The following is a 23,155-nucleotide window of genomic DNA, read 5'->3' as shown; positions in this document are numbered from 1 at the left end:
ACCTGTTCGGCGGGACGGGATACTTGTGTCTTCTCGCGAAGATGGCGACCAGGGGAGTGGATCGGTGAACGCTGCCGCAGACAAGGGCCGTCGGGGAGCGGGCGGCGGCCGGGGCGGACGGCATGCCGTCGTCGTGGGCGGAAGCCTCGCGGGGCTGCTCGCGGCCCACGTCCTGGCCGGGCACGCCGACCGGGTGACCGTCGTCGAGCGCGACCGCTACCCGGAGGGCCCGCAGCCACGGCCCGGCGTACCGCAGGGGCGTCACCCGCACGTCCTGCTCAAGGGCGGCCAGACGGCTCTGGAGTCGCTGCTGCCGGGGTTCCTGACGGAGCTGCGGGAGGCGGGCGCCCCTCGCGTGGGCATGCCGGAGGACATGGTGCTGTGGCAGAGCGGCCGCTGGTTCCGGCGGGTGTCCGCGACGACGCACATCTACACCGGCTCCCGCGCGCAGCTCGAGGAACTGGTGCGGCGGCGCGTCCTCGCCGACCCGGTGATCAGCGTGCTGGAGGCGACCGACGCCGTCGGACTGCTCGGCGACGCCACACGCGTGCGTGGCGTGCTGGTGCGGGACCGTTCCGGAGAGGCCCGCGCGGAGCCCCGCCCCCTGGAGGCCGATCTGGTCGTCGACGCCTCCGGCAGCGGTACGAAGGCCCCGCAGTGGCTCACCGCGATCGGCGCCGAGCCGCCGCACGAGGAGACCATCGACACCGGCCTCGCCTACGCCTCCCGCGTCTACCGCGGCACGAACGGCGCCCTCGACGGCGAGACCCGCGGCTACTACGCCTATCCGGACCCCGAGCAGGTGCATGCCGGAGGTGCGCTGCCCCTGGAGGACGGCACCCACCTGGTGATCGTCTCGGGTCTGCGCGGCGACGAACCCCCCACCGGGGACGACCAGTTCGTGACGTATGCCAAGAGGCTGCCGCACCCGCTTCTGCACCGGTGGCTGGGCGAGGCCGAACCGCTGTCCCCGGCGTTCGGCTACCGGCGGACCGCGAACGTCCGCCGACGTTACGACCTGCTCGGCCGTCCGGCAGGCTTCCTCGCCACCGGCGACGCCCTGTGCACCTTCAACCCGATCTACGGGCAGGGCATGGCCGTCGCCGCGATGAGCGCGGTCGCCCTGCGGGAAGCGCTGGCCGACCGGCGCCGCACGCCCACGACACGGCGGGTGCAGCGGGCGCTCCTCGCGGCGTCCCGGCTCGCGTGGGACATCTCCGCCGGGGCGGACCGCAAGATGCCGGGCGCGGTGGGTACGGCGACCGACGGCGGGTCCGCGGACCGGTTCGCCGGGTGGTATCTGAGCCGCGTCCAGGAGCGCGCCCCGGGCGACCCCGTCGTGGGGCGGGCCTTCCGGGCCGTCCTGACGCTCTCCGAGCCCGTCACCGCCCTGTTCGCCCCGCCCGTGGCGAGGGCCGTCCTCTTCGGCCCGCCCGCGCCGACGCCGACCGAGCCGCCGGCGACACCGGAGAAGCCCGGTTCCCCGGCGTCCTGATCACCCGGAGAGCGACGTGATCGTCTCGCGCAGCCAGCCGAGCTCGGCCCGGGACGTGGCACGCGCGATGGTCAGCACTCCGCGCCGGAACGGATCGTCCAACTCCTCGGCGCTCAGCGGACGGTCGCCCTCGTAGAAGAAGCTGGCGGGCTCCTCCAGGAAGGCGAGCCGGCGCCGCAGTACGGCCGCCTGCGCGCCGGCGTCGTCCAGGTGCCGCAGGAAGGCGAGAACCGTGAACCACCGGTTCTCGTCGGTGATGTCACGCGCGGCCGGTTCGGCGAGCCGGCGGCGCAGCTCCTGGCGGCCCTCGGCGGTGAGCGTCAGGACGTGGCGGGGCGCGGCCACGGCACCGGGCTCCGTCGCCCGCGCCAGCAATCCCGCCTTCTCCAGCCGCTTGATGGCCGGATAGAGCGTGCTCTCGGCGACGGGACGCACGTGACCCGCCAGCGCCGTGATGCGTTTGCGCAGCTCATAGCCGTGCAGCGGGGTGTCGTAGAGGAATCCGAGGATGGCGAGCTCCAGCATGCACGCATTCTGCCGCACCCATGCTGTACCTCGCTGCCGTCTTACTGCGGCTTCGCAATACATCGCTACCGATGTATTGTCCTGGGTGACGAATCGAGGAGGGGCACATGAGGCAGGCCGAGTTCGACGGCAGGGGAAGCCGCATCCGCTGGACCGAGACGCCCGGTGAGGAACCGGCACGCGTGTACGTGCACGGCCTGGGAGCGGTCTCGGCCGTCTATCACGCGCACATCGCGGCCCGGCCCGAACTCGCCGGCCGACGCAGTCTGTTCGTCGATCTGCCCGGACACGGCACGAGCGACCGTCCCGAGGACTTCGGATACACGCTGGAGGACCACGCGGACGCCCTGGCTGCCGTTCTGGACGCCGCGCACCTGAGCGGTGCCGAACTGATCGCGCACAGCATGGGCGGGTCGGTCGCGCTCGTGCTCGCCCACCGGAGGCCGGAGCTCGTCTCCCGGCTGGTCCTCACGGAGGCCAACCTCGACGCCGCGCCCCCGGCCACGGCGGGCAGCACCTGGATCGTCGCCTACGAGGAGGACGACTTCGTGGGAGGCGCCCACGCGCGCGTGCTCGCGAAGGCCGGTCCCCTGTGGGCGGCGACCATGCGGCTGGCCGACCCGCGCGCCCTGCACCGCAGCGCGGCCGGACTCAGGCGGGGATCGGCGCCCATGATGCGCGCGATCCTCGAAGGCCTGCCGATCGAGCGCGTGTACCTCCAGGGTGAGCTCAGCGGCGAGGTGGAGGGGCGAGAGGCGCTGGAGGCGGCGGGAGTGCGCGTGGTGACCGTCCCGGGCGCCGGACACAACGTCATGTTCGACCACCCCGACGCCTTCGCCGCGGCGGTCGCCGGGAAGGAGTGACCGCGTTCAGTCCGCGCGGACGGCCAGGGCCAGGAAGCGGTCGTCCTCGTCGACGTACGACCGCATGCGCCACCCCGAACCGGACAGCAGAGGACGGAGGTTGGGCTCGGCGCGCAGGTCCTCCGGCGTGACCTGGCGTCCCTGGCGCGCGGCGAGCGCGGCCCTGCCGATCGGATGGAACAGGGCCAGGACGCCGCCGGGCCGCACCACCCGGGCCAACTCGCGCAGGTTCTCGGACGGACTGGGCAGATGGGAGATCAGGCCCGCTCCGAAGACGGCGTCGAGCGACCGGGAGCGGAGCGGCAGCGCCGCCACGTCGGCGAGCAGCAGCCGTCCCTCGCGGTCCCTGCCGGCCCGTACGGCCGCCTGGAGCATGGCCGGGGTCAGATCCGCGCCCACGACCACTCCGGAGGGCCCCACGGCCGCCCGCAGGGGCGGCAGGGCACGTCCGGTGCCGCAGCCGGCGTCGAGCACGCGGTCGCCCGCACGCAGCCCGAGCTCCGCGACCGCGGCGGCGTAGGCGGGGCCGTCGTCCGGGAACCGGCTGTCCCAGTCGGCGGCACGGGCCGAGAAGAATTCCTGGACGTGTGTGTGGTCGTCGCTCATGCTCCGCATGATCCCTCACCGACACGGATGACGACCGGGCGCACACGTTCGGGCGTGATGCGATCGTTCCGACGCATCTCTGTGCCATATTGCAACACCTTTCGAAATGCGCCCTCTTTGTGCGCCCCTGCGCCGACTAGCGTCCCCTGGCCATGGGACACCTGGACCACGCAGCCCTGGGCTGGCTGACGCCCGCGCTCTCGTACGTCATGGCCTGCATCGGCGCCGCGCTCGGCCTGCGCTGCACCGTGCGCGCCCTCGCGGCCACCGGACGGTCGCGCCGCAACTGGCTGATCACCGCGGCCTCGGCCATCGGAACCGGCATCTGGACCATGCACTTCGTGGCCATGCTCGGCTTCAGCGTCAGCGGTACCGACATCCGCTACGACGTCCCGCTGACCATCGCGAGCCTCCTGGTCGCCATGGTCGTCGTCTCCGCGGGCGTCTTCGCGGTCGGCTACGGCCGCGACCGGGTCCGCGCGCTCCTCCTGGGCGGACTCACCACCGGCCTGGGCGTGGCGAGCATGCACTACCTGGGCATGGCCGCCGTACGGCTGCACGGTGGTGTCCGCTACGACCCGGTGCTCGTCGGACTCTCCGTCCTCATCGCCGTCGTCGCGGCGACGGCGGCCCTGTGGGCGGCGCTCAACATCCAGTCGCCCGTGGCCGTCACCATCGCCTCGCTCATCATGGGCGCCGCGGTCAGCAGCATGCACTACACCGGGATGTTCGCGGTGAGCGTGCGGGTCTCGCCCTCCGGGGCCGCGCTGCCCGGGGCCACGGCGATGCAGTTCATCTTCCCGCTCGCCGTCGGCCTCGGCTCCTACCTGTTCCTCACCTCGGCCTTCGTCGCGCTGTCGCCCACCTCAGGAGAGCGCGAGGCATCCGCCTCTGCGCAGCGCGCGGTCGAGGGCGTCCCCTCCTAGCGGCGGATCCGGGCCCGGCCGGCCCGGCGACACGCCCCCGAACCACTCCCGAGCGAGGAGGCCATGCGTACACCGCGTAGGACCCCCACAGCCGGCGCCGAGACGCCGCAGCAGACACCCGCACGCGGGCGTCGCGCCCATGCCGGACCACCCGCCGACGAAAGCCCGGACGACCCCGCGGGGCCCCCGGCCGAGGACATACCCGCGCGCGCGGGACACTGGGGGATACGCCCCCGCACGGTCCGCGCCAAGATCGTCTGCCTGCTCATGGTGCCCGTCGTCTCCCTGCTCGCACTGTGGGCGTACGCCACCGTCAGCACCGCCCAGGACGTGTCCCGGCTGCGGCAGTTGCAGCGCGTGGACGACACCGTCCGCTCACCCGTCGCCGCCGCCGTGACCGCGCTCCAGGCGGAACGTGCCGCCGCCGTCCGTTACGCGACCGACCCGTCCGCCGCGCGCAGCGACGGCCTCCGCAGGCTCGCCGGGCGCACCGACGAGGCCGTGGCACGGCTGCGGCTCGGCGACGTCAACACGGTCGCCGACAGCGAGGAACTGCCCGCCGGAGTCGCCCGGCGGCTCGAGGACTTCGTGACCGGCGCGGAACAACTGCGCTCCGTGCGCGCCGCCGTGCTCGACCGCAGCGCCGGATGGGACGAGACGTACGGCCGCTACACCAGCGCCATCGCGGGCGCCTTCGCGGTGGGCGGAGCCCTCACCGGCATCCAGGACGCCGAACTCGGCTCCGACGCGCGCGTGCTGCTCGAGTTCTCCCGCGCGGGCGAGTCGCTGGCCCAGGAGGACGCCGTACTGGCGAGCGCGCGGCCGGCAGGTGTCCTCGCCGGAGAGCGGCTGCGGCTGTTCACCGGGGCCGTCGACACCCGCCGGGCCCTCACGCAGAGCGCCGTGGCCGACCTGCGCGGCTCCGACCGGGACGTCTGGCGGAAGGTCGCAGGCGGCGCCGCCTACGCCACGTTGACCGCCGCCGAGGACCGGGCACTGGCCGCCGCCCCCGGGGCCCGCGCCGTCCGGTCGACGCCGGAGCACACCTGGCAGACAGCACACACGCGTGTGCAGGACGGCATGCGGGCCGTCGAACGGACCGCGGGAAGCGGCGTCGCCCACCGCGCCGACCCGTTCACCCGGGGACTGCTCACCCCGGCCGGAGCCGCCGTCCTGCTCGGCCTGATTGCCGTCGCCGCGTCGCTCGTCATCTCCGTGCGCATCGGACGCGGCCTCGTCGTCGAGCTCGTGAGCCTGCGCAACAGCGCCCTGGAGATCGCCCGCCGCAAACTCCCCGAGGCCATGGACCGGCTGCGCGCGGGCGACGAGATCGACATCCGGTCCGAGGCCCCGCCAGGGCCGCCGGCGGAGGACGAGACCGGTCAGGTCGCCGAGGCCCTGGCCACCGTGCACCGGGCCGCACTACGGGCCGCGGTGGAGCGCGCCGAACTCGCCAGCGGCATCTCCGGGGTCTTCGTCAACCTGGCCCGCCGCAGCCAGATCCTCGTCCACCGTCAGCTCAGCCTGCTTGACAGCATGGAACGCCGCTCCGACGACCCGAACGAACTGAGCGACCTCTTCCGGCTCGACCACCTCACCACCCGTATGCGCCGCCACGCGGAGAGTCTGATCATCCTCTCCGGAGCGGCACCCGGCCGCGCCTGGCGGATGCCGGTCCCGCTGACCAACGTGGTCCGCGCGGCCGTTTCCGAGGTCGAGGACTACGCCCGCGTGGAGGTGCGCCAACTGCCCGACGCGTCCGTGATCGGCGCGGCGGTGGCCGACCTCACCCACCTGCTGGCCGAGATCATCGAGAACGCAGCCCAGTTCTCACCACCCCACACGCGCGTGCGTGTCACCGGCGAACCCGTCGGCAACGGCTACGCCGTCGAGGTCGAGGACCGCGGTCTGGGCATGGGCAAGGAGACCCTCGCGGAGGCCAACCGCCGTATCGAGCAGTCCGAGGCACTCGACCTGTTCGACAGCGACCGGCTCGGCCTGTTCGTGGTCAGCAGGCTCGCCGCCCGGCACGGCATCAAGGTGCACCTGCGCACCTCGCCCTACGGCGGCACCACCGCGGTCGTCCTGCTGCCCACGGCGCTGCTGCACATCAAGGCGGCGGAACGTTCCCCCGACCGGGCCGCGGACCACGAACGGCTCACGGAACGCGAGTACGCGCGCGTGGCCGCCACCGAACGGGAGCAGGAGTCCGTGCCCGCCCCGTCCGAGCGGCCCGCTCTCGTGGCCCCCCTGACCGCCGCGGCCGACCGGGAACGGTCCGGGACCCCGCCCCCCGGAGTCACCGCCCTGCGGCTGCACCGACCGCCCGAGGAACCGGAGGAGGCCGACGACCTCCCCCGCCGGGTCCGGCAGGCGAGCCTCGCTCCCCAGTTGCGCACGCAGCGCTCCGAGGAGCCGCCCCCGGCGGCCGTCGCCCGGGACGACGACGGGCGTACACCCGAGGCCGTCCGGGACCGGATGGCGGCCTACCGGGACGGCTGGGCGCGCGGCGGCGGCAGGCAGCCCGGCCGCGGTGCCACCCCAGATTCCCCAGCGGGCAGAGACAGCAGCGAAGGAGACCGAGGATGATCCAGGACCCGAGCACGAGGGCCGACATGGGGGTCCCCCCGCGCGAGCGCGGCCGGGAATGGGGGAGGTCCGGCGAACTCGACTGGCTGCTGGACGACCTGGTGCTGCGCGTGAGCGAGGTCCGGCATGCCGTGGTGCTCTCCAACGACGGCCTCGCCGTGGGCGCCTCGACGGATCTGCGCCGTGAGGACGCGGAACACCTCGCCGCCGTCTCCTCCGGTTTCCACAGTCTGGCCAAGGGCGCGGGCCGCCACTTCGGCGCAGGAGGAGTGCGCCAGACCATGGTCGAGATGGACGACGGCTTCCTGTTCGTGGCCGCCGCCGGGGACGGTTCCTGTCTCGCCGTCCTCACCGCGGTGACCGCGGACATAGGCCTGGTCGCCTACGAGATGGCACGGCTGGTCAAGCGGGTCGGCGAGCACCTCTACACGCCGCCGCGCGTGGGCGCGCGGCCACCCGCCGCCGGATGAGCGGGAAGGGCGGTCGGCTGAGATGACCGAGGACATGGCGGGCGTCCCGTACGGAGAGGGAAGCCAGTGGTACGACGGCGAGGCCGGCCCCCTCGTCCGCCCCTACGCGATGACGGGCGGCCGCACCAGACCGGGCCCCACCGGGGTGCGTTTCGACCTGATCGCCCTCGTCACCCTCGACGTCGGCGCGCCCGGAGCCGGCGACGACACGGCGCTCGGGCCGGAGCACCGGGCCCTCATCGACCTCTGCCGCACCGAGACGCAGTCGGTGGCGGAGCTGTCCGCGGGCGCCGATCTGCCCGTGGGCGTGGTCAGGGTGCTGCTGGGGGACCTCCTGGAACTCGGCTGTGTCACCGTCAGCCGCCCGGTGCCTCCCGCGCAGTTGCCCGACGAACGGATTCTGCGCGAGGTGATCGAAGGGCTGCGGGCGCTGTAGATGAACGTTCAGAACCGGGCAATAAGCGGTCCAAACCCCCGAAGGGGGACTCCAGTTGTCATGATGCTGCCTTCGCGACCCCGTACCGACGTCGCCGCCCTTCGCCGGCCCTCCCGAGAGAAGTGATCGATGGTCTCCGAGAACTCCGACGCCCAGGGCGGCGAGACGACCGCCCTCGCGCTGAAGATACTGGTCGCCGGCGGGTTCGGCGTGGGCAAGACCACCCTGGTCGGCGCGGTCAGCGAGATCAGGCCGCTGCGCACGGAGGAACTGCTCAGCGAGGCGGGCCAGTCGGTGGACGACACCGACGGTGTGGACCAGAAGGTCACCACCACCGTCGCCATGGACTTCGGGCGGATCACCATCCGCTCGGGCCTGTCCCTCTATCTCTTCGGCACCCCGGGCCAGGACCGCTTCTGGTTCCTGTGGGACGAGTTGTCACAGGGGGCCCTGGGTGCCGTGGTCCTCGCGGACACCCGGCGCCTGGAGGACTGCTTCCCGGCCGTGGACTACTTCGAGCACCGGCACATCCCGTTCGTGGTGGCCGTCAACTGCTTCGCAGGCGCCCGGACCTACGGCGCCCACGACGTCTCGCGCGCCCTCGACCTCGACCAGGGCACCCCCGTGGTGCTGTGCGACGCACGGGACCGCGACTCGGGCAAGGAGGTGCTGATCAGGCTGGTCGAGTACGCCGGGCGGATGCACACCGCCCGGCTGCTCGACTCGGTGGGCTGACCGGGCGAGGGGCCGGCCCACCGGCACGTCACTCCGCGACGGCCTTCTCCGCCAGCACCTTGTCGATCCGCACGCGGACGAGGAGTTCGCCCGGGACGCCGTTGCGGGCGCCGAACTCCTCGGCCCGTTCCTCGCCCATGTACCGCGCCCCGATCCGGCCGGCCCAGTGCCGGACCTCGTCGAGGTCCTCGGACAGCAGGGCCCGGCCACGCAGCACCACGTAGTCGAAGGGCGGCCGGTCGTCGTCCACACACAGGGCGACACGGCCGTCCCGCGCCAGGTTGCGCCCCTTCACGGTCTCCTTCCCGGTGTTGAACACCAGGTCATCACCGTCGAGCACGAACCAGATCGGCGCCACATGCGGACTTCCGTCGGCCCGGACGGTCGACAGCTTGCCGGTGCGGGTGCCGTGCGAGACGAACTCCCGCCATTCCTCATCGGTCATCTTCTGTGCCATGTCCCCATTCTCCTTGCCCCGTTGACGGTCGTGGGGAAGGCTTGCTGGGGGATCCTCCGGGCAGGAGGGGACGTCACACGGGGAGACGGGACACATGCCGCAGAAGCAGGGGCTCGGCTGGCTGCTGGACGATCTGACCGAGCGCGTCGAGCACGTGCGGCACGCACTCGTGCTGTCCAACGACGGGCTGGTGACCGGCGCCAGTACCGGGCTGCGCCGCGAGGACGCGGACCATCTCGCCGCCGTCTCGTCGGGACTGCACAGCCTGGCCAAGGGCTCGGGACGCCACTTCGGCGCGGGCCAGGTACGGCAGACGATGATCGAGTTCGACGACGCGGTGCTGTTCGTCACCGCGGCGGGCACCGGTAGCTGTCTGTGCGTGCTGAGCGGCTCCGAGGCCGACATCGGCCGGATCGCCTACGAGATGACGCTGCTCGTCAACCGGGTCGGCGAGCACCTCGACGTGGACGCCCGCCACCCCGAGCGGAGCCCTGCGACAGAGCTCTGACCTGCACCTTCTCCAGTGCCTCGGAGTTATCCACAGGCTCCCTGCGCTCCTCGTCCCACCGGCTGCGGTTTCTGTCACAGCGAGCGCACTCAGCGTGAGCGACGACTCCACGGGGGAGCGAGCATGGCGAGCACCACCATCACCCAAATCCAGCGGACCGCCTACACCTCCAGCCGCGCCGCGCGGGAACTGGGCCTCAAGCGCAGCGAGTTCGACCTCGCGGTCCACCTCGGCCGGATCCGGACGGTCCCCGACGAAGGGGGAGGGGGCCGACGCGTCACGCGGTCGGAGGTCGACCGGCTGCGGGCCACGGACGGCTTTCCCGACTCCCTGCGCGAACGGGTACGGCTCGTGGGCACCACCGAGGGCGCGAAGGTCATGGACATTCCCGTCGGCAGGTTCACACGCCTCGCGCGCCTCGGCCTGTTCTCGCCGGTGCGCTTCTACCTGAACCGGTACCGGGCCGTCGTCTGGCTGTATCTGGCGGATGAACTACAGGAGTTCGCGACCGTGGAGGAGAACAGCCCGCTGCTGACCGCACGGCGGATGCCCGAGAGCCTGCGCGACCTGCTGGACGAGGGCGTGGACCTGCGCGCCCGCAACTGGCGCGGACGCCACCGCGGGTTCCTCCTGCGACTGGCCCAGGACCCCTGGGAGAGTGCCGGAGTCCTTGCCGCGTTCCTCGACCCCGTCCGGATCGCGGAGCTCGTCCCGGACCCCTACGAGCGGTCCCGACTGAGCCGCTTCCGGCCGGCACCACCCGCGCACGGGGCACCGGGCACCCCCGCCGGGCAGCTCATCGAGAAGATCATGACGGCGGACGACCCTGCCGAGACCGCCTGGCTGAGGACCGAACTGGCGCGCGCCCTCGAGGACGCGCGGCGGTTCCGGCCGGCGCCGCGGCCGGCGGACCGGCCGGCGCCCTCCGTGCTGCCGGCGGCGGAGCCGGCACCGCGGGAACCGTCCCGCGGACTGCTGGGCTGGCTCCGCCGCAGAAGTGCCTGACCTACAGCGGGCGGAACAGCCCCTCCTGGACGACGGACACCAGCAGCCGTCCCTCCAGGTCGTAGATCCGGCCACGGGCGAGCCCGCGGCCACCCGTCGCGATGGGCGACTCCTGGTCGTACAGGAACCACTCGTCCGTGCGGAACGGCCGGTGGAACCACATGGCGTGGTCCAACGACGCGATGTCGAAGCTCCGCGGGCCCCACAGGGGCTGGACCGGGAGGCGGACGGCGTCCAGGAGCGTCATGTCGCTCGCGTAGGTCAGCGCGCAGGTGTGCACGACCGGGTCGTCCCCGAGCGGCCCGACCGCGCGCATCCACACCGCGCTGCGCGGCTCGGCGTCCTTGACCTCCTCGGCGGTCCAGCGCAGCCGGTCCACGTAGCGGATGTCGAAGGGCTGGCGGCGCGCCATCCGCTCCAACTGCTCCGGCAGCTCGCCCAGATGCTCCCGGATCTCGTCGCTCACCCTCGGCAGGGACTCCGGGTCCGGGACCTTGCGGGCGGGAGGGAGCTGGTGCTCGAAGGGACCTTCCTCGGGCTTGTGAAAGGAGGCGGTGAGATTGAAGATCGTGCGGCCCTGCTGCACGGCGGTGACCCGGCGCGTCGTGAAGGACCGCCCGTCCCGCACCCGCTCGACCTGGTACACGATCGGTACGCCGGGCCGGCCCGGGCGCAGGAAGTACGCGTGCAGCGAGTGCACCGGGCGCTCGCCGTCCGTGGTGCGGGCGGCGGCGACCAGCGCCTGGCCCGCCACCTGGCCGCCGAAGACCCGCTGGAGGGACTCGTGCGGGCTTCGGCCGCGGAAGATGTTGACCTCGATCTGCTCCAGGTCGAGCAGGTCGACGAGCCTCTCGGCCGGGTTCGTCATGGGTGGGATTCTCCTTGGCTCACAACTGGCCTGGGGCTCACAACTGGCCTGCGGCTCACGGCAGGACCATGGCTCACAGCTGGCCGACGTCGGTGACCCGGACGACCGCGCGGCCCTCGGCGTCGGAGGCGGTGAGGTCGATCTCGGCGCTGATGCCCCAGTCGTGGTCGCCGTTCGGGTCGGCGAAGGTCTGCCGGACGCGCCACAGCCGGTTCTGCGGCTCCTCCTCGATCCGCAGCAGCTTGGGGCCGCGGGCGTCGGGGCCGGTGCCGAGGTCGTCGTACTCGTCCCAGTACTTGTCCATCGCCTCGCCCCACGCGTCGGCGTCCCAGCCGGACTCGCCGTCCATCTCGCCGAGCTCCTCGACCTGGTCCAGGGCGGCGAGTTCGACGCGGCGGAACAGGGCGTTGCGGACCAGGACACGGAAGGCGCGCGCGTTGGCGGTGACCGGCTTGACCTCGTCGGCCTTCTCCTGGGCCTCCTCGGCGGTCATCTCCTCCGGGTTGGCGAGCTGCTCCCACTCGTCGAGGAGGCTGGAGTCGACCTGGCGGACCGTCTCGCCGAGCCACTCGATCAGGTCCTGCAGATCCTCGGACTTCAGGTCGTCCGGGATGTTGTGGTCGAGCGCCTTGTAGCCACTTGCGAGGTAGCGCAGGACGATGCCCTCGGTGCGGGCGAGATCGTAGAAGGACACCAACTCCGTGAAGGACAGCGCCCGTTCGTACATGTCCCGGATGACGGACTTCGGGGAGAGGGGATGGTCGCCGACCCAGGGGTGACTCTTGCGGTAGGTGTTGTACGCGTGGAAGAGGAGCTCTTCCAGGGGCTTCGGGTAGCTGATGTCCTGGAGGCGCTCCATGCGCTCCTCGTACTCGACGCCGTCCGCCTTCATCGCGGCCACCGCCTCGCCCTTCGCCTTGTTGAGCTGGGCCACGAGGATCTGCCGGGGATCGTCCAGCGTGGACTCCACGACGGACACCATGTCCAGGGCGTAGGACGGCGATTCCGGGTCGAGCAGTTCGAACGCGGCGAGCGCGAACGTGGACAGCGGCTGGTTGAGCGCGAAGTCCTGCTGGAGGTCCACGGTGAGGCGGACGATCCGTCCGGTGGCGTCGGGCTCGTCGAGCTTCTCGACGATGCCGCCGTCCAGCAGCGAGCGGTAGATGGCGATCGCCCGCCGGATGTGCTTGAGCTGCTGCTTGCGCGGCTCGTGGTTGTCCTCCAGGAGGTGCCGCATCGCAGCGAAGGCGTTGCCGGGGCGGGCGATCACCGACAGCAGCATGGTGTGGGTGACCCGGAACCGGGACGTCAGCGGCTCCGGCTCGGAGGCGATCAGCTTCTCGAAGGTGTTCTCCGACCAGGCGACGAACCCCTCGGGCGCCTTCTTGCGGACGACCTTGCGGCGCTTCTTCGGATCGTCGCCCGCCTTGGCGAGCGCCTTCTCGTTCTCGATGACGTGCTCGGGAGCCTGGGCGACGACGAAGCCCGCCGTGTCGTAGCCGGCCCGGCCCGCACGGCCGGCGATCTGATGGAACTCACGGGCGCGCAGGGTGCGGACGCGGTTGCCGTCGTACTTGGTCAGCGCCGTGAACAGGACCGTGCGAATGGGCACGTTGACACCGACGCCGAGGGTGTCCGTGCCGCAGATGACCTTCAGCAGACCGGCCTGGGCGAGCTTCTCCACCAGCCGGCGGTACTTGGGCAGCATGCCGGCGTGGTGGACGCCGATGCCGTGCCGCACGTAGCGGGAGAGGTTGCGGCCGAACTTGGTGGTGAAGCGGAAGTTGCCGATCAGGTCGGCGATCTGGTCCTTCTCCTCGCGCGTGCACATGTTGATGCTCATCAGCGCCTGCGCCCGCTCCACGGCCTGCGCCTGCGTGAAGTGCACGATGTACACCGGCGCCTGCTTGGTCTCCAGGAGTTCCGTCAGGGTCTCGGTGAGCGGGGTGAACTTGTACTCGTAGGAGAGGGGCACGGGACGGGTCGCCGAGCGGACCACCGACGTCGGCCGGCCGGTGCGCCGGGTGAGGTCCTTCTCGAACATCGAGACGTCGCCGAGCGTGGCCGACATCAGGACGAACTGCGCCTGGGGCAGCTCCAGGATCGGGATCTGCCAGGCCCAGCCGCGGTCCGCCTCGGCGTAGAAGTGGAACTCGTCCATGACGACCTGGCCGACGTCCGCGTTCCTGCCGTCGCGCAGCGCGATCGACGCCAGCACCTCGGCGGTGCAGCAGATGACGGGGGCGTCGGCGTTGACGGAGGCGTCTCCGGTCAGCATGCCGACGTTCTCCGTGCCGAACATCTTGCACAGCTCGAAGAACTTCTCCGACACGAGCGCCTTGATGGGCGCGGTGTAGAAGGTGACCTCGTCACGGGCGAGGGCGGCGAAGTGCGCACCCGCCGCGATCATGCTCTTGCCGGAGCCGGTGGGCGTCGACACGATCACGTTCGCGCCGGACACCACCTCGATCAGCGCCTCCTCCTGGTGGGGGTAGAGCGTCAGACCCCGCTCCTCCGTCCACGACTCGAAGGCTTCGTAGAGGGCGTCGGGATCGGCGGTCGGCGGGAGCTGATCGATGAGGGTCACCCACCCATCTTGCCTGCCCGGATGCCCGAGGGGGGAATCGGATGCGAGTCCGAAGATCACGACCAGTACGCTGTGTCGCCGACGGAGCGTCAGCGGCGCCGGTCAACTGGACAGTGGCACACGAGGAATGGGGCGGGCGACGCCGATGATGGGACCAGCACACTCGCTGTCGGGCGCCGCGGCCTGGCTGGGCGTAGGAGCGGCTGCCGCCGCCTCGGGACACACCATGCCCTGGCCTGTCCTGCTGGCCGGGGCCCTGGTCTGCGCGGGTGCCGCGCTCGCTCCCGACCTCGACCACAAGGCGGCCACGATCTCGCGATCCTTCGGGCCGATCTCGCGGGCCCTGTGCGAGATCGTCGACAAGCTCTCGTACGCCGTCTACAAGGCCACCAAGAAGCAGGGCGACCCGCGTCGCTCCGGCGGGCACCGCACGCTCACCCACACCTGGCTGTGGGCGGTGCTGATCGGCGCGGGATGCTCGGTGGCGGCGATCACCGGTGGCCGCTGGGCCGTGCTGGCGATCCTGTTCGTGCACATGGTGCTGGCCATCGAGGGCCTGCTGTGGCGGGCGACCCGGGGATCCAGCGCGGACGTTCTGGTGTGGCTGCTGGCCGCGACCAGTGCCTGGATCATCGCGGGCGTCCTGGACAAGCCGGGCAACGGCTCGGACTGGCTGTTCACGCAGCCGGGCCAGGAGTACCTGTGGCTGGGGCTGCCGGTCGTCCTCGGTGCGCTCGTACACGACATCGGGGACGCGCTGACCGTCTCTGGCTGCCCGATCCTGTGGCCGATCCCGGTGGGCCGCAAGCGCTGGTACCCGATCGGCCCGCCGAAGGTCATGCGCTTCCGGGCCGGGAGCTGGGTGGAGCTGAAGGTGCTCATGCCGGCGTTCATGCTGCTCGGGGGAGTGGGCTGCGCGGCGGCCCTCAACTTCATCTGAGGCGGGGACACGGGCCGGGGCGTGGGGGCTTCCCGTCAGCCCTGACCGGTCCCGGTTCCGCCTCCGTAGCGCCGTTCGAAGGCGGCCACGCGTCCCTCGGAGTCCACCGTGCGCGCCTTGCCGGTGTAGAAGGGGTGGCTCTCGGAGGAGATCTCCACGTCCACCACCGGGTACGTCTCGCCGTCGTCCCACTCGATGGTCTGCTCGCTGGTGGCGGTCGACCGGGTCAGGAAGGCGTAGCCGGCGGAGCGGTCGCGGAAGACGACCTCGTGGTAGTCGGGGTGCTTGTCCTGCTGCATGGATGCTCCTCGGGAGACGTGGCGTACGGCGTGGGCAGTACGGCGGTGGGGGCAGGCGCTGGAACGGCCGGGCGGCAGCGCGGGTCAGCCGGGCAGGGACTCCTCGTCGACGATGTGCATCGCGGCCTCCTCCGCGGACGCGGCGGCCCCGTCGATGCCCACGTCCGTGGCGACGAGCGCGCTCTCCTCGTCCTCGTGGACCCCTTCGTCGGGGGCCACGAGACGGCCGGAGCGCATCGCGCCGACTTCGTTGTCCAGCAGTTCGCCGTCGGTGCCGTCGCAGTCACCGATGCCGTCGCCGTCGACCGGCGCGAGGTCGGGCGTCTCCTCCGCGAGCCGCTGGTCCAGCGTCTCGCCCCGGCGGCGCTCGGCGGCCGTCACACCGCTGTGCTCCACCGCCCACGGCCTCTCCGGCGGGGACCAGCCGCGGTCGAGCGGATCGCCGACTCCGTCGTCCTCCAGGGTGTCCTCCGCGTCGAGCAGACCCGCGTCGTCCTGGATCTCGGAGCCGTCGGGCTGGTAGACGTCGTCTCCCCATCCGTCGGAGCTGTCCACGGATACCTCCAGGTGACGGGGACGGACCCGGTCCTGCCGCGGCCCGGGGCGGACCGCGGACTCACGGGGCACTCGCCGCGCCCACCGTCGAACCGTGCCGTCCGCGGGCGCTCCCTGAGCCGGTGCTGCTGTCCAGCCTTCCACCCCCGCTCGGGACTGCGCAACGCCAGCGCGGGCGCCGTGGCGGCCGGAGCGGGTGGCGAGCGACGGGGTGCGCCAGGTCCGGCGGTACCGGGGCGGGTGCCCCGGTACGCCAAACCCACCGCTTCACCCGTGCCAGGACCTCCACAGCGCCGCATACGCCCCGTCCGCCGCGACGAGCTCGTCATGGCTGCCCAGTTCGCTGATGCGGCCGTTCTCGACGACGGCGATGACGTCGGCGTCGTGGGCGGTGTGCAGGCGGTGGGCGATGGCGACCACGGTGCGGCCGTCGAGGACGCGGGCCAGGGAGCGCTCCAGGTGACGCGCCGCCCGGGGATCCAGCAGCGAGGTCGCCTCGTCCAGGACGAGCGTGTGCGGGTCGGCCAGCACCAGGCGGGCCAGCGCGACCTGCTGGGCCTGGGCCGGGGTGACGGTCAGCCCGCCGGAGCCGACCTCGGTTTCGAGGCCGTCGTCGAGCGCCCGCGCCCACCCGTCCGCGTCGACCGCGCCGAGGGCCGCCCACAGCTCGGCGTCCGTGGCGTCCGTCCGGGCGAGCAGGAGGTTGTCGCGCAGGGAGCCCACGAAGACGTGGTGCTCCTGGTTGACGAGGGCCACGTGCTCGCGGACCCGTTCGGCGGGCATCCGGGACAGCTCGGCCCCGCCGAGGGTGATCCTGCCGTCCCGGGGCGCGTAGATGCCGGCCAGCAGCCTGCCCAGGGTGGACTTGCCGGCGCCCGAGGGGCCGACCAGCGCCAGCCTGGTGCCGGGCGCGACCTCCAGGGACACCTTGCGCAGGACGTCGACGCCCTCCAGGTAGCCGAAGTGCACCCGGTCGGCGTGGACGTCCCGCCCCTCGGGGGCGAGCCCGGCGTCGCCGGCGGCCGGCTCGATGTCCCGGACCCCGACCAGCCGGGCCAGCGACACCTGGGCCACCTGGAGCTCGTCGTACCAGCGCAGGATCAGCCCGACCGGATCGACCAGCATCTGCGCGATCAGGGCGCCCGTCGTCAACTGGCCGACCCCGATCCAGCCCTGCAGGACGAACACCCCGCCCACCATCAGCACCGACGAGAGGATCATGACGTGGCTGACGTTGATGCACGGGAAGAGCACCGACCGCAGCCACAGCGTGTACCGCTCCCAGGCCGTCCACTCCTTGATCCGCCGCTCCGACAGCTCGATGCGGCGCGCGCTCAGGCGGTGCGCCTCGACGGTGCGCCCGGCGTCCACGGTCTCGGCGAGCGCGGCGGCCACGGCGGCGTATCCGGCGGCCTCCGAGCGGTACGCCGAGGGCGCCCGCCTGAAGTACCAGCGGCAGCCGATCACCAGGACCGGCAGGGCGAGGAGCACGGCGGCGGCCAGGGGCGGTGCGGTGATCACCAGACCGCCGAGGAGCAGGGCCGCCCACACGACGCCGATCGCGAGCTGCGGCACGGCCTCCCGCATCGCGTTGCCGAGCCGGTCGATGTCCGTCGTGATCCGGGACAGCAGGTCACCGGTGCCGGCCCGTTCCAGGACGCCAGGCGGCAGGCCGACCGCCCGGACCAGGAAGTCCTCGCGCAGGTCGGCCAGCATGCGCTCGCCGAGCGTCGAACCGCGCAGCCGCACCTGCCGTACGAAGACGGCCTGGACGACCAGTGCGATCAGGAACAGCCCGGCCGTCAGCTCCAGATGCAGTTCCCGGGCCCCGTCCGACACCCGCTCGACGAGGTCGCCGAGGAGCCAGGGTCCGACCATGGAGGCCACCACCGCGACGGTGTTGACGCCGACGAGGAGCGCGAAGGCGCGGCGGTGCCGGTGGAACAGTTCGGCCACGTAGGCGCGTACGGTCGCGGTGGCCCCGACGGGCAGGGTGGTCGCCGTCGTCGGTGCCGCCGGGTCGTACGCCGGTGGCGCCACGCCGATCATGCGCTCTCCTCGATCTCTTCCAGTTCGTGCAACAGGTCCTGGTCGTCCAGTACATCTGGTTCGTGCAACGGGTCCCGCTCGTCCAGTACATCTGGTTCGCGCACCATGCCCCGCTTGTCCAGTGCGGCTTCCTTGCCGGGTGCGTGCCGGTCGAGCGGCACGCCGTCCGACGCGGCCTCCTCGTCCGTCTCGCGGGTGACGACCGCCCGGTACCGGGGCTCCTTGCGCACCAGTTCGCGGTGCACGCCGACGGCCACCACCTCGCCCTCGTGGACGAGCACCACGCGGTCGGCGTGGTCCAGGAGCAGCGGCGAGGAGGTGAACACCACGGTGGTGCGCCCGGCCCGCAGGTCCCGGATGCCCTGGGCGATCCGCGCCTCGGTGTGCGAGTCGACGGCGGAGGTCGGTTCGTCCAGGACGAGCACCTCCGGGTCGGTGAACAGGGACCGGGCGAGGGCCAGCCGCTGGCGCTGGCCGCCGGACAGGGACCGCCCGCGTTCGGTGATGCGCGCGTCCATCGGGTCCTCGGCGTCCAGGGAGCCCTGGACGAGGGCCGCCAGCACGTCCGCGCACTGCGCGGCCGCGAGCGCCTCCTCGGCGCCGACGTCACCCGAGGCGGGCACGTCGAGCAGTTCGCGCAGGGTTCCGGAGAGCAGGACCGGGTCCTTGTCCTGGACGAGGACCGCCGTGCGCGCCGAGTCGAGCGGCAGCTCGTCCAGCGGCACCCCGCCCAGCAGCACCGACGTGCCCTGCTCCGCGGGGTGCCCGCCGAGGCGTTCCGCCAGCAGCCCCGCCGCGTCCGGGTCGCCGCACACCACCGCGGTGAGCCGGCCGGAGGGGGCGAGCAGACCGGTGGCCGGGTCGTACAGGTCCCCGCCGGGCGGTCCGTCCCCGTCCCGGCCCCGGTCCCCGGAGCCCTCGGCGGACGTGGCCCGCTCCAGCGACAGCACCCGGGCGGCCCGCGTGGCCGACGGCCGGGAGAAGGAGTACGCCATGGCGATCTCCTCGAAGTGCCGCAGCGGATAGGTCAGGATCATGACCGAGCTGTAGACGGCGACCAGTTCGCCGATCTCGACGCGGCCCTGCCGGGCCAGGTGGACGCCGTACCAGACGACCGCGATGAGCAGCAGCCCCGGCAGCAGCACCTGGATCGCGGCGATCAGCGACCACATCCGGGCGCTGCGCACGGCCGCGTGGCGGACCTCCTGGGAGGCCCTGCGGTAGCGGTCGAGGAAGAGTTCCTCGCCGCCGATGCCGCGCAACACCCGCAGACCGGCGACGGTGTCGGAGGCCAGTTCGGTGGCGCGGCCGGCCTTCTCGCGCTGGAAGTCGGCGCGTCGGGTCGCGCGGGGCAGCAGCGGCAACGCCGCGAGGGCCAGGACCGGCAGGCCCACGGCGACCACCACGCCGAGCGCCGGCTGGTAGACGACCAGTCCGGCGCAGACCACGACGATGGTGACCGCCGCCGCGGTGAACCGTGACCAGGCCTCCACGAACCAGCCGATCTTCTCGACGTCGCCGGTGGAGACGGCCACGACCTCGCCGGCCGCGACCCGCCGGGTCAGCGCAGAGCCCAGGTTGGCGGCCTTGTGCGCCAGCAACTGCTGGACGCGCGCGGCGGCCGTGATCCAGTTGGTGACGGCGGTGCGGTGCAGGAAGGTGTCGCCGAGCGCGCTGCCGAGGCAGCACAGGGCCAGCAGGCCGCCGGCGAGGGCGAGTCGGCGGCCGGAGTGGTCGACGACCGCCTGGACGGCCACCCCGACGCAGAGGGGCAGCGCGGAGACGGAGAGGAAGTGCAGCAGTCCCCAGGCCAGTGACTTGAGCTGTCCGCCCAACTGGTTCCTGAAGAGCCACCACAGGAACCGGGAGCCCGAGCGGGCGTCCGGCACTCCCGGGTCGGGATACGGAAGGTCTTGGATCTGCATGACGTGTGACGTCCCAGTGGCTCGTGTCAGGGGGTGGGAGGGAGCCGCACACGGCGGCTGCAAACCGTGAAAGGTTCGCCGCAGAGCGTGGTCGGAGGCAACAGGTTTTCCGCCGCGCCGCACAGATCCGGCTGCGCCGACCGGACCGCTGGGGGAGGCGTCATTGCGGGACGTGCCCGACTCGCCGTAGAACACGGCCATGAAGAGACGGATCGCCATGTCCATGCTCGCCGGAGCGACCCTCCTGGCGGGCACCCTGTTCGGAGCGGCACCCGCCCAGTCCGCGCAGGCCAGACCCGCAGCAGCCCAACAGGCCGCCGTCCCCGCCGAGTTCGGCACCGACTGGCACGACCCGGTCACCGCCGCGCCGCGCGTCACCAGGCCCTCGGGCCGGTCGTGCCAAGTCACGGTCGCCGAGGCGCAGTTCCGGGACTTCACCCCGTACACCGGCAGTTACGCCCCGCCCGAGGGATGCGGTGACCGTTGGAGCAAGGTCGTGCTGCGCATGGACGGCAAGGTCAAGGGGCGGCAGTTCGACCGGCTCGGGTATCTGCACGTCGGCGGGGTCGAGATCTTCCGTACGTCCACCCCGCAGCCCTCGCCCGACGGCATCGAGTGGTCCGTCGAGAAGGACGTCACGCGGTACAGCGACACCTTCCGCGGCGCCCACGACGTGGAGATGCTCATCGGGAACGTCGTCGACGACACGTACACCGGGATCATCGACGTGAAGGTCACGCTCACCTTCTACCCGGGCCGCGAGGCCGCCTCGGTGCCGGACCGGGTGCTGACGCCCGACGGCAACACCCTCACCACCCCGCGCAACAGCGAACGCGTCGTCGCCGAGGTGTACGCCACCGGCTCGGGCGGCGGCTGTGAGGAGTACTGGTACCTGGCGGTGCCCTCGAACGCGCCGTACTCCTGCCGGGCCGACGGCGGCCCCTACCGCGAGGTGCAGATCAAGGTGGACGGCCAACTGGCGGGAATCGCCGCGCCGTTCCCGACCGTGTGGACCGGTGGCTGGTCGAACCCCTTCCTCTGGTACGTCGTGCCGGGCCCCCGCGCCCTCGACGTCAAGCCGATCGAATACGACCTGACCCCCTTCGCCGGCATCCTCAACGACGGGCGCCCGCACCGCGTGGAGGTCGCCGTCGTCGGTGTCCCCGAGGGGCAGCCGGGCTGGAGCACCCCCGTGAACGTCCTCGTCTGGCAGGACACCGAGCGGGCCCACGTCACCGGGAAGCTCACCGCGCACACGAGCGGTGAGCTCGCCGACTCCTCGACGTACACGCCCGGTTCGGAACACCGTGTGGACACCCGGGGTGACCATCGGCTCACCGTCGCCGGGTACGTCGACACCTCGCACGGCCGCGTCACGACCACCGTCCGGCGCTCGCTCACGAACACCTCCACCCACCGCTGGGCCGACGGCGAGAACCCCGACGCGCTCCGGGCGACCTGGACGGACGACGAGTCGGTCACCGTCGACGGCCGCGGCCCGGCCAGGACCACCCGCACCCACCGCACGTACACGATGGACGGCACCACCACGATCGGCACAGGCGACCGGCTGCGCACGGTGCTGACCCTCGGTGACCGCGCCGACGTCACGGTGACCCGGGCCGGTCACCGCACCGGGTGGTACCGGCTCGACGACACCTACACCGGCGACGCCACGTACACGATCAACGTCCCGCGCGACCAGCGGCACGCGGTGGGGACGAGCAGTGAGCGCTACCGGATCCGTGGTTCGGCCGGCTGCCACGACCGCTACCTCGCCACCGCCCAGGGGGTGGTGACCGAGCAAACCGATCGCTGCTGACGCGAGTTGTGTGCGATGCGTCACAGGTGCCGTGATTTACCTGACCGAAACGCGACGGTCTCGGGCGTGATCGACGGGCCCTTCAGAGTGATCGACACGGAAGCAGCTTTCCGTATCGCAGAAGTCTCCGCTCGGCTTCTGCGTCCCCCCTCGCTCAAGGAGTGCCCGTGCCGCCGTCCGTCCCGTCCCTGCCGCGACGTGTCGCACACATACTGCGTACCTCTCTCTTCGCGCAGGTCGCCTGCGCGCTCGTGCTCGGTGTCCTCGTCGGAAAGCTGTGGCCCGGTTTCGCCTCGGACCTCCAGCCGCTCGGCGACGGCTTCACCCGGCTCATCAAGACGATCATCTCGCCGCTCGTGTTCTGCGTGGTCGTCGTCGGCATCGCCAAGGCCGGTGACCTGAAGGCGTTCGGCCGGATCGGGCTCAAGGCGCTGATCTGGTTCGAGGTCGCGAGCACCCTCGCGCTGGTTGTCGGTCTGCTCGCCGCCAACGTCGTCCAGCCCGGCTCGGGGATGCACGTCGACCCGGCCACGCTCGACTCCACGGCCGTCGACGCCAAGACCGGCGGCGGGCACCTGCCCTCGACGACCGAGTTCGTCGTCAACGCGCTGCCCACCAGTTTCATCGGCGCCTTCGCCGAGAACTCGCTGCCCCAGGTGCTGGTCCTGGCCTGTCTGGTGGGTGCCGCCCTGCTGCACCTCGGCCACACCAAGGTCCCGCAGGTGCTGCCCGCGATCGAGCAGGCCCAGGAGATCATCTTCGCCGTCGTCGGCTTCGTGATGCGCCTCGCGCCGATCGCGGTGTTCGGCGCGATGGCCGTCCTGATCGGCCAGTACGGCCTCGGCGTCATCGAGACGTACGCCAAGCTGATCGTCCTGTGCTACGCGGCCGCCGCCCTCTTCGTCGTGCTGCTGGCCGTGGCGCTCAAGGCGCTCACCGGGCTCAGCCTCTGGAAGTTCCTGCGCTACATCCGTGAGGAGATGCTGCTCGCGCTCGGCACCGCGTCCACCGAGTCCGTCATGCCGCGCGTGATGCAGAAGCTGCGCAGGGCCGGCGCCCGTGACGACGCGGTGGGCCTGGTGCTGCCGACCGGTTACTCCTTCAACCTCGACGGCGCCTCGCTCTACCTCTCCATCGGCACCGTGTTCATCGCCCAGGCGGTGGGCGTCGATCTGAGTCTCGGCCAGCAGATCACCGTGGTCCTGGTGCTCATGCTCACCAGCAAGGGCATGGCGGGCATCCCCGGCTCGGCCTTCCTCGCCCTGTCGGCGACCGCCTCCTCGCTCGGCGCCATCCCCGCCGGTGCCGTCGCCCTGCTCCTCGGCGTGGACCGCATCATGGACTCGATGCGCGTGGTGACCAACCTGCTCGGCAACTGCGTCGCGGTCTTCGCGGTCTCCCGCTGGGAGGGCGCGCTGGACCTCGACCGGGCGAGGAAGGTGTTGGGCGGCGACACCGCGCCCACCGTCGCGGAGGCCCCGGTACCGGTCCCGCC

At 72.1% G+C, this 23,155-nt stretch carries 21 protein-coding genes; 12 read left to right on the top strand and 9 right to left on the bottom strand.

All coding sequences use genetic code 11. The features are described 5' to 3' along the window. Positions 1-133: 133 nt before the first annotated feature. Positions 134-1,495 (top strand): FAD-dependent oxidoreductase, encoded by a 1,362-nt coding sequence (locus AOJ26_RS32545; RefSeq protein ID WP_053851962.1) that lies wholly within the window; start codon positions 134-136, stop codon positions 1,493-1,495. Here the strand turns inward: AOJ26_RS32545 and AOJ26_RS32540 are convergent, their stop codons facing one another. Next, a complete protein-coding gene (locus AOJ26_RS32540) occupies positions 1,496-2,020 on the bottom strand; it encodes a PadR family transcriptional regulator (RefSeq protein WP_053851961.1) in 525 nt (174 codons plus the stop codon). A 107-nt stretch (positions 2,021-2,127) separates the two neighbouring features. On the opposite strand from AOJ26_RS32540, the gene AOJ26_RS32535 reads away from it, so the two are divergent. Continuing rightward, positions 2,128-2,883 (top strand): alpha/beta fold hydrolase, encoded by a 756-nt coding sequence (locus tag AOJ26_RS32535; RefSeq protein ID WP_053851960.1) that lies wholly within the window; start codon positions 2,128-2,130, stop codon positions 2,881-2,883. Between the two features lie 6 nt (positions 2,884-2,889). On the opposite strand, the gene AOJ26_RS32530 is transcribed toward AOJ26_RS32535, so the two are convergent. After that, positions 2,890-3,489: a class I SAM-dependent methyltransferase gene (locus tag AOJ26_RS32530; RefSeq protein ID WP_053851959.1), complete on the bottom strand. Its 600-nt coding sequence runs from the start codon at positions 3,487-3,489 to the stop codon at positions 2,890-2,892. A 152-nt stretch (positions 3,490-3,641) separates the two neighbouring features. On the opposite strand from AOJ26_RS32530, the gene AOJ26_RS32525 reads away from it, so the two are divergent. The 5 genes from AOJ26_RS32525 to AOJ26_RS32505 all read left to right on the top strand — a co-directional run bounded on the left by AOJ26_RS32525 (position 3,642) and on the right by AOJ26_RS32505 (position 8,645). Next, positions 3,642-4,415: an MHYT domain-containing protein gene (locus AOJ26_RS32525; RefSeq protein WP_053851958.1), complete on the top strand. Its 774-nt coding sequence runs from the start codon at positions 3,642-3,644 to the stop codon at positions 4,413-4,415. A gap of 63 nt (positions 4,416-4,478) precedes the next feature. Then, positions 4,479-7,004, top strand: a complete 2,526-nt coding sequence (locus tag AOJ26_RS32520) for a nitrate- and nitrite sensing domain-containing protein (protein ID WP_053851957.1) — start codon at positions 4,479-4,481, stop codon at positions 7,002-7,004. Further along, the gene (locus AOJ26_RS32515; protein WP_037707777.1) at positions 7,001-7,474 is read left to right on the top strand and encodes a roadblock/LC7 domain-containing protein; all 474 of its coding nucleotides are present in this window, start codon (positions 7,001-7,003) and stop codon (positions 7,472-7,474) included. The genes AOJ26_RS32520 and AOJ26_RS32515 overlap by 4 nt, the downstream gene beginning before the upstream one ends. A 22-nt stretch (positions 7,475-7,496) precedes the next feature. After that, on the top strand, positions 7,497-7,910 hold the full coding sequence (locus AOJ26_RS32510; RefSeq protein WP_053851956.1) for a DUF742 domain-containing protein: 414 nt from the start codon (positions 7,497-7,499) through the stop codon (positions 7,908-7,910). A 129-nt stretch (positions 7,911-8,039) separates the two neighbouring features. Then, the gene (locus AOJ26_RS32505) at positions 8,040-8,645 is read left to right on the top strand and encodes a GTP-binding protein (RefSeq protein WP_053851955.1); all 606 of its coding nucleotides are present in this window, start codon (positions 8,040-8,042) and stop codon (positions 8,643-8,645) included. Positions 8,646-8,673: 28 nt separating this feature from the next. Here AOJ26_RS32505 and AOJ26_RS32500 read toward each other — a convergent pair whose 3' ends face one another. Continuing rightward, a complete protein-coding gene (locus AOJ26_RS32500) occupies positions 8,674-9,102 on the bottom strand; it encodes a PPOX class F420-dependent oxidoreductase (RefSeq protein WP_053851954.1) in 429 nt (142 codons plus the stop codon). A 94-nt stretch (positions 9,103-9,196) separates the two neighbouring features. Between AOJ26_RS32500 and AOJ26_RS32495 the strand changes: the two genes are divergently transcribed. Together AOJ26_RS32495 and AOJ26_RS32490 are read left to right on the top strand one after the other, a co-directional pair. Then, positions 9,197-9,610, top strand: a complete 414-nt coding sequence (locus tag AOJ26_RS32495; protein WP_053851953.1) for a roadblock/LC7 domain-containing protein — start codon at positions 9,197-9,199, stop codon at positions 9,608-9,610. A gap of 123 nt (positions 9,611-9,733) precedes the next feature. After that, a complete protein-coding gene (locus tag AOJ26_RS32490; RefSeq protein ID WP_053851952.1) occupies positions 9,734-10,615 on the top strand; it encodes a DUF6397 family protein in 882 nt (293 codons plus the stop codon). Between the two features lies 1 nt (position 10,616). On the opposite strand, the gene AOJ26_RS32485 is transcribed toward AOJ26_RS32490, so the two are convergent. Next, positions 10,617-11,483 carry an acyl-CoA thioesterase gene (locus tag AOJ26_RS32485; protein WP_053851951.1) on the bottom strand — a complete coding sequence of 289 codons (867 nt, stop codon included), beginning with the start codon at positions 11,481-11,483 and terminating at the stop codon, positions 10,617-10,619. A 73-nt stretch (positions 11,484-11,556) separates the two neighbouring features. Beyond that, positions 11,557-14,070 carry a DEAD/DEAH box helicase gene (locus tag AOJ26_RS32480; RefSeq protein ID WP_053851950.1) on the bottom strand — a complete coding sequence of 838 codons (2,514 nt, stop codon included), beginning with the start codon at positions 14,068-14,070 and terminating at the stop codon, positions 11,557-11,559. Positions 14,071-14,215: 145 nt separating this feature from the next. Between AOJ26_RS32480 and AOJ26_RS32475 the strand changes: the two genes are divergently transcribed. Further along, positions 14,216-15,010, top strand: coding sequence for a metal-dependent hydrolase (locus AOJ26_RS32475; RefSeq protein ID WP_053851949.1), 795 nt, complete (start codon positions 14,216-14,218; stop codon positions 15,008-15,010). A 35-nt stretch (positions 15,011-15,045) separates the two neighbouring features. Here AOJ26_RS32475 and AOJ26_RS32470 read toward each other — a convergent pair whose 3' ends face one another. The 4 genes from AOJ26_RS32470 to AOJ26_RS32455 all read right to left on the bottom strand — a co-directional run bounded on the left by AOJ26_RS32470 (position 15,046) and on the right by AOJ26_RS32455 (position 19,838). Continuing rightward, positions 15,046-15,309 (bottom strand): type B 50S ribosomal protein L31, encoded by a 264-nt coding sequence (locus tag AOJ26_RS32470; RefSeq protein ID WP_053851948.1) that lies wholly within the window; start codon positions 15,307-15,309, stop codon positions 15,046-15,048. 84 nt (positions 15,310-15,393) lie between these two features. Further along, positions 15,394-15,864: a DUF5709 domain-containing protein gene (locus tag AOJ26_RS32465; protein ID WP_053851947.1), complete on the bottom strand. Its 471-nt coding sequence runs from the start codon at positions 15,862-15,864 to the stop codon at positions 15,394-15,396. Between the two features lie 267 nt (positions 15,865-16,131). Next, a complete protein-coding gene (locus tag AOJ26_RS32460) occupies positions 16,132-17,913 on the bottom strand; it encodes an ABC transporter ATP-binding protein (protein WP_053851946.1) in 1,782 nt (593 codons plus the stop codon). Continuing rightward, positions 17,910-19,838: an ABC transporter transmembrane domain-containing protein gene (locus AOJ26_RS32455; RefSeq protein ID WP_053851945.1), complete on the bottom strand. Its 1,929-nt coding sequence runs from the start codon at positions 19,836-19,838 to the stop codon at positions 17,910-17,912. The genes AOJ26_RS32460 and AOJ26_RS32455 overlap by 4 nt, the downstream gene beginning before the upstream one ends. 199 nt (positions 19,839-20,037) lie before the next feature. On the opposite strand from AOJ26_RS32455, the gene AOJ26_RS32450 reads away from it, so the two are divergent. Together AOJ26_RS32450 and AOJ26_RS32445 are read left to right on the top strand one after the other, a co-directional pair. Beyond that, a complete protein-coding gene (locus tag AOJ26_RS32450) occupies positions 20,038-21,660 on the top strand; it encodes a peptide-N4-asparagine amidase (protein ID WP_053851944.1) in 1,623 nt (540 codons plus the stop codon). A 167-nt stretch (positions 21,661-21,827) separates the two neighbouring features. Continuing rightward, positions 21,828-23,155: cation:dicarboxylate symporter family transporter (locus AOJ26_RS32445; protein ID WP_053851943.1), on the top strand; the 1,328-nt coding region annotated here is incomplete at its 3' end.

Origin of the sequence: Streptomyces sp. NRRL B-24085 (assembly GCF_001282115.1) — a bacterium.
In the GTDB taxonomy this organism is placed as follows: domain Bacteria; phylum Actinomycetota; class Actinomycetes; order Streptomycetales; family Streptomycetaceae; genus Streptomyces.
This window is presented reverse-complemented; position numbering and strand designations above follow the sequence as displayed.

Coding starts and splice junctions, on each gene's coding strand:
- AOJ26_RS32540 (WP_053851961.1), bottom strand. CDS start 2,020: ATGCTGGAGCTCGCCATCCTCGGATTCCTCTACGACACCCCGCTGCAC.
- AOJ26_RS32535 (WP_053851960.1), top strand. CDS start 2,128: ATGAGGCAGGCCGAGTTCGACGGCAGGGGAAGCCGCATCCGCTGGACC.
- AOJ26_RS32530 (WP_053851959.1), bottom strand. CDS start 3,489: ATGAGCGACGACCACACACACGTCCAGGAATTCTTCTCGGCCCGTGCC.
- AOJ26_RS32525 (WP_053851958.1), top strand. CDS start 3,642: ATGGGACACCTGGACCACGCAGCCCTGGGCTGGCTGACGCCCGCGCTC.
- AOJ26_RS32520 (WP_053851957.1), top strand. CDS start 4,479: ATGCGTACACCGCGTAGGACCCCCACAGCCGGCGCCGAGACGCCGCAG.
- AOJ26_RS32515 (WP_037707777.1), top strand. CDS start 7,001: ATGATCCAGGACCCGAGCACGAGGGCCGACATGGGGGTCCCCCCGCGC.
- AOJ26_RS32510 (WP_053851956.1), top strand. CDS start 7,497: ATGACCGAGGACATGGCGGGCGTCCCGTACGGAGAGGGAAGCCAGTGG.
- AOJ26_RS32505 (WP_053851955.1), top strand. CDS start 8,040: ATGGTCTCCGAGAACTCCGACGCCCAGGGCGGCGAGACGACCGCCCTC.
- AOJ26_RS32500 (WP_053851954.1), bottom strand. CDS start 9,102: ATGGCACAGAAGATGACCGATGAGGAATGGCGGGAGTTCGTCTCGCAC.
- AOJ26_RS32495 (WP_053851953.1), top strand. CDS start 9,197: ATGCCGCAGAAGCAGGGGCTCGGCTGGCTGCTGGACGATCTGACCGAG.
- AOJ26_RS32490 (WP_053851952.1), top strand. CDS start 9,734: ATGGCGAGCACCACCATCACCCAAATCCAGCGGACCGCCTACACCTCC.
- AOJ26_RS32485 (WP_053851951.1), bottom strand. CDS start 11,483: ATGACGAACCCGGCCGAGAGGCTCGTCGACCTGCTCGACCTGGAGCAG.
- AOJ26_RS32475 (WP_053851949.1), top strand. CDS start 14,216: ATGATGGGACCAGCACACTCGCTGTCGGGCGCCGCGGCCTGGCTGGGC.
- AOJ26_RS32470 (WP_053851948.1), bottom strand. CDS start 15,309: ATGCAGCAGGACAAGCACCCCGACTACCACGAGGTCGTCTTCCGCGAC.
- AOJ26_RS32460 (WP_053851946.1), bottom strand. CDS start 17,913: ATGATCGGCGTGGCGCCACCGGCGTACGACCCGGCGGCACCGACGACG.
- AOJ26_RS32455 (WP_053851945.1), bottom strand. CDS start 19,838: ATGCAGATCCAAGACCTTCCGTATCCCGACCCGGGAGTGCCGGACGCC.
- AOJ26_RS32450 (WP_053851944.1), top strand. CDS start 20,038: ATGAAGAGACGGATCGCCATGTCCATGCTCGCCGGAGCGACCCTCCTG.